At 26.2% G+C, this 17,150-nt stretch carries 17 protein-coding genes; 3 read left to right on the top strand and 14 right to left on the bottom strand.

All coding sequences use genetic code 11. The features are described 5' to 3' along the window. Positions 1-333 (bottom strand): hypothetical protein (locus tag MBFIL_RS07360; protein ID WP_157078722.1); only part of this gene is annotated, 333 nt, incomplete at its 3' end. A gap of 419 nt (positions 334-752) precedes the next feature. Between MBFIL_RS07360 and MBFIL_RS07355 the strand changes: the two genes are divergently transcribed. Together MBFIL_RS07355 and MBFIL_RS07350 are read left to right on the top strand one after the other, a co-directional pair. Then, the gene (locus MBFIL_RS07355) at positions 753-2,501 is read left to right on the top strand and encodes a right-handed parallel beta-helix repeat-containing protein (RefSeq protein WP_169805517.1); all 1,749 of its coding nucleotides are present in this window, start codon (positions 753-755) and stop codon (positions 2,499-2,501) included. A gap of 119 nt (positions 2,502-2,620) precedes the next feature. Next, positions 2,621-3,178, top strand: a complete 558-nt coding sequence (locus MBFIL_RS07350) for an FmdE family protein (protein ID WP_066973103.1) — start codon at positions 2,621-2,623, stop codon at positions 3,176-3,178. 68 nt (positions 3,179-3,246) lie between these two features. Here the strand turns inward: MBFIL_RS07350 and MBFIL_RS07345 are convergent, their stop codons facing one another. From MBFIL_RS07345 to MBFIL_RS07300, 10 genes are all read right to left on the bottom strand, one after another. Then, positions 3,247-3,636, bottom strand: coding sequence for a type II toxin-antitoxin system VapC family toxin (locus MBFIL_RS07345; protein ID WP_066973101.1), 390 nt, complete (start codon positions 3,634-3,636; stop codon positions 3,247-3,249). Between the two features lie 4 nt (positions 3,637-3,640). Continuing rightward, positions 3,641-3,892, bottom strand: a complete 252-nt coding sequence (locus MBFIL_RS07340; RefSeq protein ID WP_084266349.1) for a hypothetical protein — start codon at positions 3,890-3,892, stop codon at positions 3,641-3,643. A 166-nt stretch (positions 3,893-4,058) separates the two neighbouring features. Next, a complete protein-coding gene (locus tag MBFIL_RS07335) occupies positions 4,059-5,777 on the bottom strand; it encodes a DUF2326 domain-containing protein (RefSeq protein WP_066973099.1) in 1,719 nt (572 codons plus the stop codon). A gap of 19 nt (positions 5,778-5,796) precedes the next feature. Next, entirely contained in the window at positions 5,797-6,030 is a 234-nt protein-coding gene (locus MBFIL_RS07330) for an ABC-three component system middle component 6 (protein ID WP_066973097.1), read from the bottom strand. Positions 6,031-6,155: 125 nt separating this feature from the next. Further along, on the bottom strand, positions 6,156-6,932 hold the full coding sequence (locus MBFIL_RS07325; RefSeq protein WP_066973095.1) for an HNH endonuclease: 777 nt from the start codon (positions 6,930-6,932) through the stop codon (positions 6,156-6,158). 353 nt (positions 6,933-7,285) lie between these two features. After that, entirely contained in the window at positions 7,286-7,645 is a 360-nt protein-coding gene (locus MBFIL_RS07320) for an HVO_A0114 family putative DNA-binding protein (protein ID WP_066973094.1), read from the bottom strand. A 132-nt stretch (positions 7,646-7,777) separates the two neighbouring features. Continuing rightward, positions 7,778-8,932: an AAA family ATPase gene (locus tag MBFIL_RS07315; RefSeq protein WP_245637477.1), complete on the bottom strand. Its 1,155-nt coding sequence runs from the start codon at positions 8,930-8,932 to the stop codon at positions 7,778-7,780. 405 nt (positions 8,933-9,337) lie between these two features. Beyond that, positions 9,338-9,553 carry a histone family protein gene (locus tag MBFIL_RS07310; RefSeq protein WP_066973092.1) on the bottom strand — a complete coding sequence of 72 codons (216 nt, stop codon included), beginning with the start codon at positions 9,551-9,553 and terminating at the stop codon, positions 9,338-9,340. A 494-nt stretch (positions 9,554-10,047) separates the two neighbouring features. Beyond that, positions 10,048-10,881 (bottom strand): TIM barrel protein, encoded by an 834-nt coding sequence (locus tag MBFIL_RS07305; RefSeq protein WP_066973090.1) that lies wholly within the window; start codon positions 10,879-10,881, stop codon positions 10,048-10,050. A gap of 263 nt (positions 10,882-11,144) precedes the next feature. Beyond that, a complete protein-coding gene (locus MBFIL_RS07300) occupies positions 11,145-12,158 on the bottom strand; it encodes a phosphorylating glyceraldehyde-3-phosphate dehydrogenase (RefSeq protein WP_066973088.1) in 1,014 nt (337 codons plus the stop codon). A gap of 259 nt (positions 12,159-12,417) precedes the next feature. Here MBFIL_RS07300 and MBFIL_RS07295 point away from each other — a divergent pair, with 259 nt between their 5' ends. Next, entirely contained in the window at positions 12,418-13,077 is a 660-nt protein-coding gene (locus MBFIL_RS07295; protein ID WP_157078721.1) for a hypothetical protein, read from the top strand. Between the two features lie 61 nt (positions 13,078-13,138). On the opposite strand, the gene MBFIL_RS07290 is transcribed toward MBFIL_RS07295, so the two are convergent. The 3 genes from MBFIL_RS07290 to MBFIL_RS07280 form a co-directional block, all read right to left on the bottom strand. After that, positions 13,139-14,749 (bottom strand): ATP-binding protein, encoded by a 1,611-nt coding sequence (locus MBFIL_RS07290; RefSeq protein ID WP_066973084.1) that lies wholly within the window; start codon positions 14,747-14,749, stop codon positions 13,139-13,141. Positions 14,750-14,997: 248 nt separating this feature from the next. Then, entirely contained in the window at positions 14,998-15,318 is a 321-nt protein-coding gene (locus MBFIL_RS07285) for a DMT family transporter (protein ID WP_066973082.1), read from the bottom strand. A gap of 77 nt (positions 15,319-15,395) precedes the next feature. Beyond that, a complete protein-coding gene (locus tag MBFIL_RS07280; protein ID WP_066973080.1) occupies positions 15,396-16,988 on the bottom strand; it encodes an ATP-binding protein in 1,593 nt (530 codons plus the stop codon). Positions 16,989-17,150 lie beyond the last annotated feature (162 nt).

The raw sequence follows: 17,150 nt of genomic DNA, 5'->3' as shown, positions 1-17,150 counted from the left end.
AAGCTTAACTGTAGGATATTTACCACAATTATTACAATAATATTGCCTAAAATAAAATGTTTTATCGCCTGTTTGATTTAAAACAATGTCACGGGAGACAAATTTCTTTCTAATCAACATAGATTTACCACATTTAGGACATCTACGACTATTGAACTCAAAATGATGTGGACTAACCATAACTATATCATTTTGAAGATCTAAGTCCTCATATTCATATATTTTACGATTAAATAATTCATCAAAGCTGGTTTTATTGTCATAAAAATCGAAAAGGTTAAGTTGTATGCTTACTATATTATTATTGTCAGTGATTAATTGGTTATTGAACATATTAATTAATCTACTGACCATTATTAATAAATATTACTATTTAATTCTCTCTAATAAACTCTTACTAATCATTGCAAGTGTAAAAATCATTGTATAGATTGTTATGCTCTTATTTTTTTTAATTTTAGATTTAAAAATTTTTTTTCACAGGAGGTTTTTAGATAATAATTAAACATGTAAATAGTATTTATTAACATGAAAAATAAAACATTGAAAAATAAAATGACAAGGGGTAAAATTTTGACACAAACCAGGAAAGTAATTGTTGTATATCTCAAAATAAAAGTAAAAAAAACTGTGAAAAATTTCGAAATATATATAATGTTTAATAATAATATTATTTAATGAACATGAAAGTGTTCCAAATTCACATCAATAAATGACTATTATTAATGAGAAATACATTAAAAATGGGGGAGGTGAACAGGATAAAGAAGTATGGAATTATATTAATATTTAGTATTTTAGCTATTTTATCTGTGAATACAATGTTAATCATAGATGATAGTGTATCTTATGGAGCTGACATAACAGTCAAACCTAATCTTACAAATAATCAAATCCAGAGTTTGATTGATAAAGCTGAAAATAATAGTAATATTATATTTACTGGAGATAATTATGAAAATATTCATATTGTAATCAATAAAGCACTTAATATTAGTACTAAGTCTAAGACAACACTTAAAGGATCTTCTGCCAATAGTCCCAAAGCAACAGTTTTAACATTTACAGGAAAAAGTAATGGTTCCACAATTTCAGGATTTAATATAGAATCTAAAAATTATGGTATAAGAATAATTGATGCTAAAAACATAGCTATTTTAAACAATCACATTACAAAATCTAGTGAAAATGCAATATACATTGAATTTTCAAGAAATATTAAAATAACTGACAATAGAATAACAGATAATCAAGGACATGGAATAACAATAATCTCGTCTAATGGAACAGATATAATCGAAAATAATATTACGAAAAATGACAAATCAGGTATTATTTTAGAAAAAACAATTGATACTAACATTAACTATAACACTATTAAACTTAATAAGCATTCTGGTATTGAGCTTAATTATCAAACTGAAAAAACCTATATCTACAGAAATAACATTACTAACTCCTCACGAGGAATACTTGTAAATTCATTATCCACTAATGATAAGATATTATCTAATTATATAGGAGATAATAATGGTAATATTGGTCATGATGACAATGGAGATACAGGGTGTGGAATTGCTTTCGGTGGAAAATATGATCGTCTTGGAAGTAATGGACCTAAAATTGAATATAATGGAATAGTTAATCATAGATCCCATTCAATTATGGCACCTGCAGGTATAGGAAACAATAGAATGAATTTTAGCACTAATTGGTATGGTAGCAATGATCCTAAAAAAAGTCATCTATGTGTTCATATCGATTCTGAGTCAGCTCAAGTTAAGTTAGTAAATACCTCTAATGGCGTGAAACTGATATTTTTTGATAGTTCAGGACCTATAACTGATATGGCATCATTTGATGTTAAATTTTATCTAAATGGAGAATTAAAAGAAGTCACAGTTGAAAATGGTGAAGCTTTACTTCAAGTAGGTCAAGAAGGAATTAATTTTATTAAATATATTGTTAATGAAGAAACTGGTAATGCAAGAGTTAATAATCCTAAAAATAACAGTGAAAACAATAATAATCCAAATAATGAAAATAGTAATGGTAACAACGGAAACAGCAGTACCAATGGTAACAACGAAAATGGAGAAAGTGCAAGTGGCGAAAGTACTAATGGAAACGGGTTAGGAAATTCAAATAATAATGAAACTGGAAATGGAAATGGAAATAGAACTTTAAGTGACAACAATGTTATGTCCCCAAATAAAGAATATTTAGATGAGGATAAGAAAGGTCAAGGTCCTGGAGATGCTAAAAGTGAAAATACAGACCCTGATGAAGGTGAAAAATTATCTGCTGTGATTGCAGGAGCTAGTTTTGGAAAAACTCCTAAAGACCCAAAAAAACCAGCATCTTCTAAAGAACTAATAATCAACGACCAATACGACATAAGTAACATAGATAACACCATAATAATAGGTTTAATAACTATTTTCTTTGTAGGATGTATTATTATAGGCTATATTATTAAAGTAAGAAAAATAGCTATTTAAGTTAAAAAAGCAATATATGATTAATTATTAAGAAAATAGTAATTGTATATTGCATGTACTCTTTTTAATAATAACAAATAGGGGCAAAGTCAAATAGGTTAATAATAATTTGTGATAATATGGTAAATGTATATGAAGAACAGTTAGAAAAAGCAGGAAAGTTCCATGGTGATATATGTGGAGGTATAGTTTCTGGGACTAAAATGACAGTTTATGCTCTTGAATTATTAGGTATGGAATTCAATAAAAAAAACAAAGATTTAATTGTATTTTTAGAAATTGATCGTTGCATGTCTGATGCAGTTCAAGCAGTTACAGGATGTTCTCTTGGTAAAAGATCATTGAAACTTGTAAATTATGGACGATTTGCTGCATCATTTTATAAAATATCTACTAAAGAAGCTATTAGGTTAGTAAGTAAAGATGATAAAGAAAAGTATAAAGATGAAACCACAAAAGAAAAAATTGAAAGGTACAAAAATACTCCAAGTGATGAATTATTTGAAGTTCAACCTGTTGAAATTAAAATACCAGAAGAAGATATGCCTGGAAAACCAATAGACCAAGCTACATGTTCAGTATGCGGTGAAAGAATCATGGATGGAAAACATAAATTCATTAATGGACAGGCGATTTGTAAATCATGTAGTGATGAATCATATTATAAAATAAAATAAAAAATTTTTATATATTCTTATTTCTTCATTAACATCAATAAATGGTTAATAGATGCGAATAGATATATTCAATGTATTCTTACTATTCCATTCACTTTATCAAAATCAGAGTCAAATGAAGCTATTTCATGTATATTTGCTTCTTCCATTATTTTTATTGAAATTGTATCAACTAAAGATAATCTTCCATCATATTTTAAGAAATAATTCATTGATTTTTTTAAAGAATTCATATCTGTAGAATATATTTGATAATTATCAGTTATATATTGAAAAAGTAATAGACTAGCTTTTCCTCCTACTTTTCCACCAATACTTGCCATTACTTCAGTAATTACCAGATCAGATGTCATTTTTTCTTTATTTTCTAAGTTCTTAGCTAATTTTTCTGATCTCCTATGCCATTGATCTTTAGCGAGGAAAATAGCTATTAAAAACGAAGCATCTATAAATATCATATTTCTAATCTCTTAATATTTTTTCTCCACACGCTACCTTTTTCTTTAATTTAACTGCATTAGTTGGTTCTATTGTTTTACCTGCACCTAGTACATCATTTAAAGTTATTTTCTTTCTAAAATTCAAAACAACTTCTTTATTTTCATTTACATCCCATTCAACTATGTGGTCAATATCATTTATCCCTATTTCTTTCCTAATCTTTGCAGGAATTACAATCTGATATTTGTCATACATTTTGCTTGTAGCTATCAAATAATCACCTCCTTACTAATTAATATATATCATGAATATTTAAATTTTTCCGATATTTTATAAAATGTAAGAAAAAATTTAATTATCAAGAAAATAAAATAAGTAAGAAAATAAATAAAATAAGTAATAAAATAGTTAAAAGCAGTGAAATAAGTAATAAAATAGTTTAAAATTCAAAACCTAATAATTTCCCAAAAGAATTATTATCAATTAATTCTAAAGCAATGTAATCCTTTAAATTAAAATCATCAGATAAATAATCATTAGGAATAGTGTCTGAGTTTAAAGTACAGATATATTGAGTATTTAATTGTTCTGATTTTCTTTTACTTAATTCTAAAGCTAAAGCTATTTGTCTTGAATCAACACCATCAAAAATTTCACTATCATGAATTAAAAAGTCCATATTAAATTTACTTAAGTTTGATTCAACAAGCATCCAATCATAGCAGAATATTTTCATTTTACTGATTCCTCTACTATCACTTTTTGGAAAATCAATATCAAAAGAATATCCCTTATCAGAAGTATTGATTATTAAGCTTCCAGGTTCTTTATAAAGTTCTAAAGAATTTTTACTGAAAATTTTTAAAGATTTCTCCCAAAATGGTCTGTTTACTTCATATTCTCTTCTAATTTTTTCAGATAATAATAATTTGCTTTCTTTAATTTTAGTTTTTTCATCATCAATATCATTATATTTTTTAATGTTTTTATCTACCTCATCAATAGATGATTTCATTTTTAAAAGTTGATCTTGTAATATTTTAAAATCGTCCAGTGCTTTATGAGTATCCAAAATTTTTAAAAGTTCTGAACGTTTTGTATCTAAATCACCTAATTTTTGTTCGTTTTTATTAATTCTATCAGTTAATTCCCTAATTTCAACAGTTAAAAAGTTTTTTCTATTTTCAATAACTTTATTATGAAATTTTCTTGCAGTTCTTAAATCTTTTTTAGAATCTTCCTTGAAAAATAAGCCAATTTTTTCATATAAATCATCTAAATTATTCATACTAGCCTGACTTTCATTTTTAATTGCATCTTGATAGCTATCTAATTTTCGCCTAAGAATCATGTTTTCATTAGTTAATGAGTTAAACTCTTTAGATAAACTATTTGCACTTTTTTGGACTTCCTTATATTCATTGTGGACTTTATATTCAGATAATAACTTTTCTTTATCCTTATAATTTTCTTCTAGGTTTAATTTTTCTGCTTCCATTTCTCCTTTACTTGGAAATGTTTCTTTTATGTTTCTTAATTCTCTATCAACATCAGTCTTATTTTTCCTTATTAATTGTGCATGTTTTGCACATTCCCAGTTAAGACCTATTAAAAATGAAGAGTTTACTTGTTTATCCCATTCTAATTGAGAATCACTATGTTTAAAAGGATTTATATAAGCTTCAGGCTTTTTACGGATAAAATAGTTAATTAAGCTACCAAAAGTAGGAGTGAACTTATTATCATCTTTGAAATTAAATAAACCCAATTCTAAAAGAATTTTCCAATCATTAAGACTATAAAATACATTATTCTCATCTTTTTTAGGAGATAATGGGAAATTATCAATATTTCCTTTGATTAGAATAATATTGGAATTAGCAATGGATCTTGAAGCTCTTATCTTCTCACCAAAAATGTCAATTTCTATACTGAAAGTCCAATTTTTAATTTTATTGATTTTTTTTAAATAGCTATTTTTATCTAATTTTGAACCTAAGCAAAAATGAATAATTTGAATTAAAGTTGTTTTGCCAACCCCGTTTCTTGTATCATTAATATTAGATTTGTTTTCTTTGACTCCAAGAATAATATTTAATCCTTTTTTAAAAGTTACTTCTTTAAATTGTTTATTATCTGCATAAATTTTATGTATCATTTATCCCACCCTAAAGAAGTTAATTTTTAGGAATAAGTACTAATTCATTATTTTCATCAAAGTCAAGTACACCTAAAATAAATAGCATGTCTAAAGTTAATACAAATCTTTCAAAATTGTATATTGAATCATTATCCTTTACTTCATCCCATAATTTAGATAATGACCTTTTAGATGAACAATTTTTAATTACAACTGCTCCTGCCCCTATCAATGTTTCTTTTTCTGTCAAATATTTATTAGGCATTATCATTTTGAACACCATTATATTTTATATTTAGATTCTAGTAATATCATAAAAAAGATAATTTCCAAAAAGTAAAAGTGATTAAAGTGAGTAATTATAATAAATTATATTTTTCTATAATAAATAGTTAATTACTTTTCAAATATTTCACATATAGCAAAAAGATAGCATAAAATAGCTAAACTTGCAGCAGTTTCAGAATTTGAAAGATTTTTTCTACTAAAATCATACAATTCTAAAAATAATTTATCCCCTATAAAATCATTTTTCTTTTTATTAAATTCTTTTTTAAAGCTATTTTGAAGAAGATATGGGAATTTATCATCTTCTTTTGACATTACAGCAATAAATTCTTTAATTTGATGTTGTTTTAAATTTCCTTGAAGAATAAGATTCCTTGAAATTTGAGTTAAATCATTTTTCCTAATTTTAACATCAATTTCTAAGGGATTAGAATCTATTTTCAGAATGTTATTCCCATTATCAATATTTTCATCACATATGATATTTTTTGAGGCAATATAAAAATCATCAAATGTAAAATCAAGTAAAGCAGTTTCTTTTAAAATTTTTATTTTATTTATATGTTTTTCCTTCATTTCTAATAATTTTTCAGCCGTGTATTTTTCAGGATCATTATCTATGAGTTTATGGCACTTTGGGCAAAGAAGAATTAAATTTTTCTCATTTACTTTGTCTTCCTCATCTAATTCATAATTTCCTCGAACAAAGTTATTACTATTTGGATAAATATGAGCCATTTCACCAATCTGATACTTTTCACCAGTAGAATTATCTTTAGAAATAATTAATTCATTATTACATCCATCCATTGAGCATTGATTCCCAGCTTGACCATATAATATTTTAATATCCTTTTCTTTTACTTTTAATCTTTTATTAATCATCCTGCTCCCCCAATTGAAATGATAAATTAATAATTATTAAGTAAATAATACATCTAAAGTTATTTTCTTTCTAAAATTCAAAACAACTTCTTTATTTTCATTTACATCCCATTCAACTCTATATTCAATGTCATTTATTCCTATTTCTTTCCTAATCTTTGCATGAATTACAATCTGATATTTAATATTTTATAAATGTAAGAAAAATTTTAATTATCATGAAAATAAATAAGTAATAAAATAGTAGATATAATTCTAATTTAAAATTATTACCCAAAAGGTAAAATAAAAGTAGATATTCATTTTCATGAATAAATTTAACCTGTTAATTATTTATAGACATATAATAAATATTAAATTATTATTTCTATTTTATCATAATTAACAACAGGTTTATTCTTCTTATCAAATTCTATTAAACCATTTGCTTCCAAATAATCAAGTTTTTGAGTTATATTATAAATATTATCATTTATAAGTTGTACTACTTCATTTACGGATTCTGGTTTTTCTTTTTTAATTAATTCCAGCAATTCAAAGTCTATATACAGAGCATGTATTTTTTCTGGAAAATGAGTTATTAATTCTTTTAATGTTTCATTGGGATCTTTTTTAAATATTTTCCAGTTCTCTAAATCTACCCTATCTAAAACACTATTATTTCTTTTTATTTTGTTTTCTAAATCATTAATTGTGTTATGTTTAATTTCCATTTCTTTTATAAAATCATACCCTTTAATCTCTCTATAGAAACTTATTATCCTTTTACTATCTTCTATTTTAATAGTGGACTTGACTGTATAAAATATTTATACTTTTTCAAACTAAATAAAATTAATCCATTATTAAATAAACATGTTCTTAGGTGAAGAATCTTTTGGTTTAGCATTTTTTAAAGCATTTCTAATGTCTTCCATTGAAATAACTTCATTATCATTTGATATTGCATGGTGAAGTGATGATTTTAATATTTTTTCTTTAATATCTCTTCCAGACATTCCTTTTGTTAACTCTGCCAATAATTTACTTGTTGGTTCAACTTTTATAGGTAATGTTTCTATATATTTATCTAAAATAGCTATTCTTTCTTTTTTATCAGGAAGTGTAAAGTTGAATTCGTCTTCAAACCTGCTTCTAACTGCATAATCTAATTGTTCAGGATTGTTAGTTGCAGCTATTGTTACAACTCCTTCATTATCAGATATTCCATCCATTTCACTAAGTAGAGAATTTACTATTTCTGAAACATCCCCTCTAAGAGCCTGGAAATTTCTATGAAGAGCAATTGAATCTATTTCATCGAGAAATATTAGTGATGGGGAGTTATTACTTGCAGTTTCAAAAAGTTCATGTATCTGACGTGCCCCATCTCCTACATGATCACCTATTAAATTAGTTGCCTTGACTAAATACAATGTAGCATCAAGTTCGTTAGCAAGTGATTTTGCAAGCATTGTTTTGCCTGTTCCTGGAGGCCCATAAAACAATACATTTTTAGGTGTCCAATCTCCAAAAATTTCAGGTGTTTTAAAATATTTCTTAATAACTTTACATTTGGATTTAGCATGTTTTTGACCAATAATATCATCAAAAGATAAGTTAGATTCAACTGAAGTTAAATTAATGTCTTTATTTTGACTATCAAATATTTTTTGTTTATTCTCATTGACTAAAAGTACTATTGAAGTATCTTCAGATATGATAGAGTTATTTGGAACTGCAGTTATTACTTTAAAACCAAAATCAGGTAATATTTTTTGATCAAATAAATAAGAACCCTCACTTACTGCAGAACCTAACCATTGTTCTTTTGCATATTGTTCAAACAGGTCCCTATCAAACATTTCAATTTTAGGAGGCTCCATGATACTTAATTTAAAAGGATAGCCTGCTCCTTCTAAAACTAATGCCCTTGTTTCAATTTCATCTATAGAATTTGCTTGAACCATTTCACTTGGAAATTTAGGAGCTTTTTCTGGAATATTATTATTACTTTGCACTAATTCACCTACAAAATCATTAATTTGATTAGATTGTTGAAAATAATTGAAATATTTACATGTAATTGGAATAATCATTGTATAAATAATATATGTCTAAATAAATACATAAATAGTTATAAGAGTAAATTTAGAGTAAATTTTTAAGAATAAAATTAAACTTAAATTAAAACAAATTAAAATTCAAAATTAACTAAATATCAAGGTACTAATTTTATTAAAACTAATATTTATAATCTTCTATTATGATTAGGATAATTATAATATGAAATTATTTAAATTAAAAAAAGCCTATATCAAGGAAAATATTGAAAAAATAGCTATAAAGTAATCAATAAGATAATTAAAAGCAATTATAAAAAAAGTATACTAAATAAAAAGAAAGTAGGTTAAAAAATATTAACCTTATAATTTAGAGCTAACAGCTAATTTAACATCTTCAGCTTTAACAGTCTTACGACCTGCATGTTTAGCGAAAGATACAGCTTGTCTAGCAACAGTGTTTGCGCATTCTTCTAATGCTTCTGCTAATGCTTCTTTTGCTTCTTCACTGATTCTGTCTGCTCCAGCATTTTTAACTATTCTTGCAACAGGTGCAAGAGGTAATTCACTTTTCACCATAATTAATCACGTCTCCACATTTTAATATTAAATAATATGTATAATACACATATTACTTATTCCTAATATATGTAATTTATCATATATAAATGTATCGGTCAAATAGGGCAAAACTAGGTTAAAATACATAATGTTTTTAAAAATCATAAGGTAAACTAGAATGAAACATCAAAACATGACTAAACTATTTTCATGAAGACAAATGTAATAAACATTTCAAGTGAAACATTATAGGTCATTTTAAAAATATCGTAATGTCATGTAAAAATTAAAAAAGTAAGTTTAGTTAAGATTTAAAGTAAAATAAAGGATAATAATTACTAATTAAAAAGTAATAAATAGCTATTAAATAGAAAATAGCTAACTAAAAATAAGTTAAACTATTAAAACAATTATAAAAATAAATAATTAATAAAAATAAGCAAAAAATAGCAAAAAATAAACTATATAAAGTAAAAACAAGAATTTTAAAAATATGAGGAAATATTAAATACTTATATTAATTTTTCATAAATTTCCCTAAGTTTTATTGCATCTAAATCAAGATTTGGAGACTCACAAATGATTGTAGCATTCCAATCATTTTCAACTAATGACTCAATAAACCATTGTGGTTCTGGACCATAATCTTCCTCATCTAATGTGTGGTGCTTCTTTTCACCTGATTTAGTGTACTCGATTCTTGTAAAATGGCAATGAAGCTTATTAATATCTAATTCATCCTCAAGTTTAGAGAGTATTTTATTATAATCATCTTTTTCAGAAATAAAACCTCTACCTCTTGCATGAAGATGAGCAAAATCAATAGTAGGTTCAAATTTATCAAATTCATTACAAATAGCTATTATTTCATCAATATTTCCAAGTTGTGACCTTTTACCAGTAGTTTCAGGAGCAAAGGTAAATTCAGATATTCCAGCTATTTCTAAATCCTCAAGTAATTTAGTGATTGAAGATTTAGCTATTTTTAAAGCTTCATCTTTAGAATATTTAGAATAATAACCTGGATGGAATACAATTCTGTATGCTCCCATCCATTCTGCTACTTCTGCAGCTTTAAAAAGCATTTCAATAGAATTATCAATAGTTTTTTCCTTATCTGATGATAAATTTATGAAATAAGGAGCATGAATAGAAACAAGCACATTATTATTCTTTGAATTATCTTTTAATATTTTTGAAGACTTTTCACTAATTCTAAGTCCACGTCCTGCCTGATATTCATAAGCATCTAACCCCTCTTCTTTTATAAAATCACATGCTTTATATGCTGGACCTTTATATCCTAAAGGTCTTCCTGCAGGTCCAAATATGATTTTTTGTTCCATTATTTAATACTCCTAATTTATATCTTCCTATTTTTCTATTTTTTCGAAAAATTTATATATAGAACATTACATGAAATAAGTGAAATCAGGTAATATCCCCTTAGAATACGTCACCGTATGGTGACGGTGCTATTAAGTTAGTAAGAGGTTTCTGGAGTTCCGTTTCAATTTTTATCTCTTTTTAATGCTCTTTATTGTAAAAAGAATAACATAAAGAATAACATAAAGAATAACATAAAGAATGGAGATTATTCCACCATATATTATAAAATACCCATAGCTTTATTTGTTTTAGCTATTGATTTTTCATTGTCCCCTTCTAATTCTAGTAATGATCTTATTGCATCTACATTTTCTGGTACAACGTCTGATTCTTGGTGTACTGCTTGCATATAGAATAATTCTCCATCTACTACATTTATAGATTCTCTCCAAACTGGGATTTCAAATAAATCATTTCTACTTCTTCCAAGTTCTTTTGCATACTCCATAAATTCAGCAGTAGATCCTAAACCATCTTTTGCATCAAGTACTAATACTCTTGAACGTTTTTCTAGAGTTTCTATAATTTCTTCTTTTTCTACACTGCGCTCTATTTCAACCATTAAGCTATGTTGGTGCATGAGAGTTGTTGGAACAATTAAAGCTACTGTTGTTATATCAGACCCATATAAAACTGTTTTTAAATCAGGACCATGATGAGAAGGTACTGTTGGAGGATTTGGAACTATTGCATTAATTGGACCTTTGTTTACTTGATTTGGATCCCCACCTCTTCTAACCATTACTGCCCTAATCTTTTTAATGCCACAAAGGTCATCAATAGGTTTTAATGTACGAGTAAGACCAGTAGTATTACATGAAACTACACGAGTGTACTCCCTTCCAAAAGAATCATCATAATTTGAAAATGAGTTAAAAGAAAGTCCTGTTAAATCATGCTTTTCTCCACCTTGATATATTGCCTTAACACCTTCTTTTTTATATTTTTCAAGATTTGCAGGACCTACATTTCCAGGAGTACAGTCCACTACAACATCCGCTTCTTTAATCATATCATCTACAGTTCCAGCTATTTCAATTCCAGCATCCTTAAACAATTGCTCTCTTTCTGGAATAGCTATATATAAATCATAGCCTTTTTTAACTGCCATTTTAGCTTCAAAGTCAGGTTTAGTCTTACTTACTCCAATAACTTTCATGTCATTTTGAATATTTACAGCATCAGCCACTCGCTTACCTATGGTTCCATAACCATTAATTACAACAGACTTCATATTTTGACCTTTTTTAATTAAGCATTAATCAATTCAATAGCTAACATTAATTAATTTAAGTAATAATATCTTTGTATTTCGGTATATAAAAACATTTCTTATTAATTTAAATTATGAATAATAGTTTATAAGGGTTTATATAATATTGCCAAAAAAGAATAAAAAGAATAGATAAATTAAAATACTTCTAAAACCAATAGTATTACGATGTCCTATAATAAATAAATACAAAGGATAATTACTTTAGAGGGTGATGAAAATGAAGTTGAATAAAGGTATAATAGCTATTATATTAATTTTATTAATAGCTATAGTAGGAATATCTGCTTATGCAATATCAAATAAACAAACAGATAAGATTGTTGAAGATTTTAATAATTCAACTGATAATCCAATAATTGTTGAAGTAGAAAATAACACCACTAATGGAGAGATGCCAGTGACAAATGAAAATAATACAACAGTTAGTCCCCCAACAGGATATAAAAAAATAAATTTAGGTGGACTTGATTTTTATATTGAAGATAAGTATTTAAATAGTGATGATTTAATTATGTTCGATACATTCCCAAATGGAAAGAATTATGGAATAAGTAAAGAAGATGCATTTCCTGCCCCAAATAAAGATTATGCAAGATTAACTGCATATGTAACTGATTTTACTGTAAATATAGCTCTTAATCCTGATTATGTTGAAGAGATTTCAATACCTTCTAAAACTACAAGTTCTAAAGATATTACAGTTGATGGAAAAAAAGTGAAAATAATTCATACCACAAAAGACCACCAATCCCAATCTATTGATGGAGAAGTAAGTGCTGCATACTTCAAAATAGGAGATAAATATATTTATATTATTTGGAAAGGTAATCAAGCAGATAAGAATGTTATTGAAAGCTTTTTAAAATTAAATAGTTAATATATTTAATACTGATTTTTAAATCGAAGATTTAAAAATTAGATAAAAGATTTTTTATCTTTTATCGTTTTGCGAAATCAGCGTTTAAATGTAATAGTTCTAAATGTGTTTTAATATCTTTTGCTGCGAATGCTGCTTGTAGAAGTATGATTTTATTTCCATGATATTTTTGATAGTACTCTTTTTTATGTATTTGATTTTTAGCTTCTTTTAGTAATTGTTCTGGTGTTTTAACTGGTATCCACTCATTATCTTTGATTTCTTTTATCTTTGAGTATTTAAATTCAGCTATTATTACTGTGTTTTTTTCTGTAAGCACAGCATCTATTCTACCTTTGTTTGTGTTATCTTCAGCCAATATGTCAAATCCTAAAAGTTGTAACCATGTTAAAAGCAGTGAATGATAGTAGTGTTCGTCTTGGAGGTGTAAGTGGTAAGGTATGTTTGCAAGTAGTTTTTGGAAGTTATTTTCTAATGGAATGCCATCTAAGTTAAATAATTGTTTTTTCATTTCTTTTATTAATCTGAACAAGTCATAATCTGGGTATTCTGTGTAGATATTTAAAAGGTGAGTTAGTGTAGAGTCTTTAACCTCTTTATTTGGAATAGCTATTTTGTATTCTTTTTCTAATCCTTGTTTTATTATATCTTTAACTGTTAAATATCCTGTTTGAAATAATAGTCCTATTTCACCTATGTTTTCAATGCTGAAGCTTTCTAAAGATTTTTTGTGAGTGATTACAGGTTCTAATATTGGTTTAACATCATATTTTTTCATGAATTCTATTAGAAATCTTGGTGTTCCTGTTTCAAACCAGTAGTTATCAAATTCAGAAGTATTAAATAATGTCATTGTAGACTGTGGATTGTATACATTGTTTTCACCATCCCAACTATAACCATTATACCACTGCTTAATATTCTCTAAAATCTCATCATAAGAAAATGATAAGTTTTCAGCCAATTTAGATATATATTCACTGAAATATTCTTCCAATTCTTCTTGACTATACCCACATATTGTTGTAAATTTTTTATCTAATGTTATATCTGTTGGGTTGTTTAATGCAGAGAATATTGAGACATTAGCAAATTTTGAAACACCTGTTAAAAAAATAAACTGTATATGTTCATCCATTGTTTTTAAAGTTCTATAAAAATCGTGTAAAATCTCTCGATTATCTTCTGCAAGTTCAATGTTCTTTATATTATCAATAATAGGATTATCGTACTCATCAATCAAAACAACCACTTTTTGATTGTATTTGTTATGAATTTCAATGATTAAGTCTTCAAATCTGGCTTTTAGAGTTTTACTGTACAATTTCACTGAAAATTCTCTAGCTATTCTATTTAACAAGTCATCTAATGAATCTTTTAACTCATTGCTACTACGGCTTTCTACACTTAAATCTAAATGTATTACAGGGTATTTTACATCCCAATCCCATTTATCATAGATGTAAAGTCCCTCAAATAAATCTTTATTTCCTCTAAAAAGTTCTTTTAATGTGTTTAATAATAATGATTTTCCAAATCGTCTTGGACGAGATAAAAAGTAGATTCTTCCATTTGTTATCATTTCATGAATGTGTTTTGTTTTATCAACATATATATAGTTATTTTCTCGTATTGTTCCAAAATCTTGTGTTCCTAAAGGTAGGATTTGCATGTTTTCACCTCCCAATTAAATTGTTTTATGTTAAATAGCTATTATATTCCCATACAGTATTACTATTTTTATGATTTTTATTGTTAATATATTTTTGCTATTTGAAACAACTTTTAAAATGAGAAATCAAAGATTTGTGTAAAAGTATATTAAATAGCAAAAATATTTTGAAGTTTTTTTAATATTTTATGATATTTGCTGTAGTTTTCCAAGTATAATTTTAAAAATAGCTAATAATAATAAAAATATTAAGGAGTGGTAAATTTTAAGCCGATTATTCCTATAATTATTACTAAAATAAAGAATATTCTAATAAAAGCACTAGATTCCCCAAGAAACATCATCCCTACAATAGCAACCCCAGTTGCACCAATAGCTGTCCAAACAGCATATGCAGTTCCAATAGGTATACTTTTAAGTGCAATAGATAGTAAAACTAAACTAAAAACCATTACTATTAAATTTATAACTACCATTAAAGGTTTTGTATAACCTTCAGAAAATTTAAGAGTTAAAGCCCATGCAATTTCTGAAATTCCTGCTATTGTTAAAAGTATCCAAGGATTCATAACAATTGTTATATGATACCTAGTATATAAATATTTAAATGTACTTATTAAAAAATAAATAAAAAGGAATATGAAATTTAATAAGTATTTAGTAATTCTAAATGTGTTTTAATGTCTTTTGCTGCGAATACTGCTTGTAGAAGTATGATTTTATTTCCATGATATTTTTGATAGTATTCTTTTTTATGTATCTGGTTTTTAGCCTCTTTCAATAGCTGTTGTGGTGTTTTAACTGGTATCCACTCATTATCTTTAATTTCTTCTAGCTTTGAGTATTTAAATTCAGCTATTATTACTGTGTTTTTTTCTGCAAGCACAGCATCTATTCTGCCTTTGTTTGTATTATCTTCAGCTATTATATCAAATCCTAAAAGTTGTAGCCATGTTAGAAGTAGTGAGTGGTAGTAGTGCTCATCTTGGATATGTAATTGATAGGGTATATTTGCAAGTAGTTTTTTGAAATTGTTCTCTAGTGGAACACCATCTAAATTAAATAATTGTTTTTTCATTTCTTTTATTAATCTAAACAAGTCATAATCTGGGTATTCTGTGTAGATATTTAAAAGGTGAGTTAGTGTAGAGTCTTTAACCTCTTTATTTGGAATAGCTATTTTATATTCTTTTTCTAATCCTTGTTTTATTATATCTTTAACTGTTAAATATCCTGTTTGGAATAATAGTCCTATTTCACCTATGTTTTCAATGCTGAAGCTTTCTAAAGATTTTTTGTGAGTGATTACAGGTTCTAATATTGGTTTAACATCATATTTTTTCATGAATTCTATTAGAAATCTTGGTGTTCCTGTTTCAAACCAGTAGTTATCAAATTCAGAAGTATTAAATAATGTCATTGTAGACTGCGGATTGTATACATTGTTTTCACCATCCCAACTATAACCATTATACCACTGCTTAATATTCTCTAAAATCTCATCATAAGAAAATGATAATTCTTCAGCCAAATTAGATATATATTCACCGAAATATTCTTCTAATTCTTCCTGTGTATAGCCACATATCGTTGCAAATCTTTTATCTAATGTTATATCTGTTGGATTACTTAATGCAGAGAATATTGATACATTAGCAAACTTAGAAACACCTGTTAAAAAAATAAACTGTATATACTCATCCATTGTTTTCAAAGTTCTGTAAAAATCATACAAAATTTCTCGATTATCTTCTGCAATTTTAAGATTCTTTATATTGTCAATAATAGGATTATCATACTCGTCAATCAAAATAACTACTTTTTGATTCTGTGTTTTGTTGATTTTAATAATTAACTCTTTAAATCTACTTTGTGAGTCTGGAGCAGAAAGCATAATATCAAAATCGCTCGCTATCATATCTAATGACCAAATCAAAGAAGATTCTAATTTTTCAGGGCTACTACTTTTAACACTTAAATCTAAATATATTACTGGATATTTCACTCCCCAATCCCATTTATCATAAATATAAAGACCTTCAAATAAATTTTTATTTCCTCTAAAAAGCTCTTTCAATGTGTTTAAAAGTAATGATTTTCCAAATCGTCTTGGGCGAGACAAAAAGTTTATATCTGAGTTATTTATCATTTCATAGATGTGTTTAGTTTTATCAACATATATATACTCCTTTTCTCGTATTGTTTTAAAATCTTGACGTCCTAAAGATAATCTTCTCAAACTTATTCACCTCCATACTGTTTATTAGATTAATAGTTTGTGTCAAAATTTTACCTCTTGTCATTTTATTTTTCAATGTTTTAGTATTCATGTTAATAAATACTATTTACATGTTTAATTATTGTCTAAAAACCTCCTGTGAAAAAAAATTTTTAAATCTAA

Origin of the sequence: Methanobrevibacter filiformis, from assembly GCF_001639265.1 — an archaeon.
GTDB classification, from domain to species: Archaea; Methanobacteriota; Methanobacteria; order Methanobacteriales; family Methanobacteriaceae; genus Methanacia; species Methanacia filiformis.
Note: the sequence above shows the minus strand (reverse complement) of the source record. Positions and strands in the feature narration are given on the sequence as shown.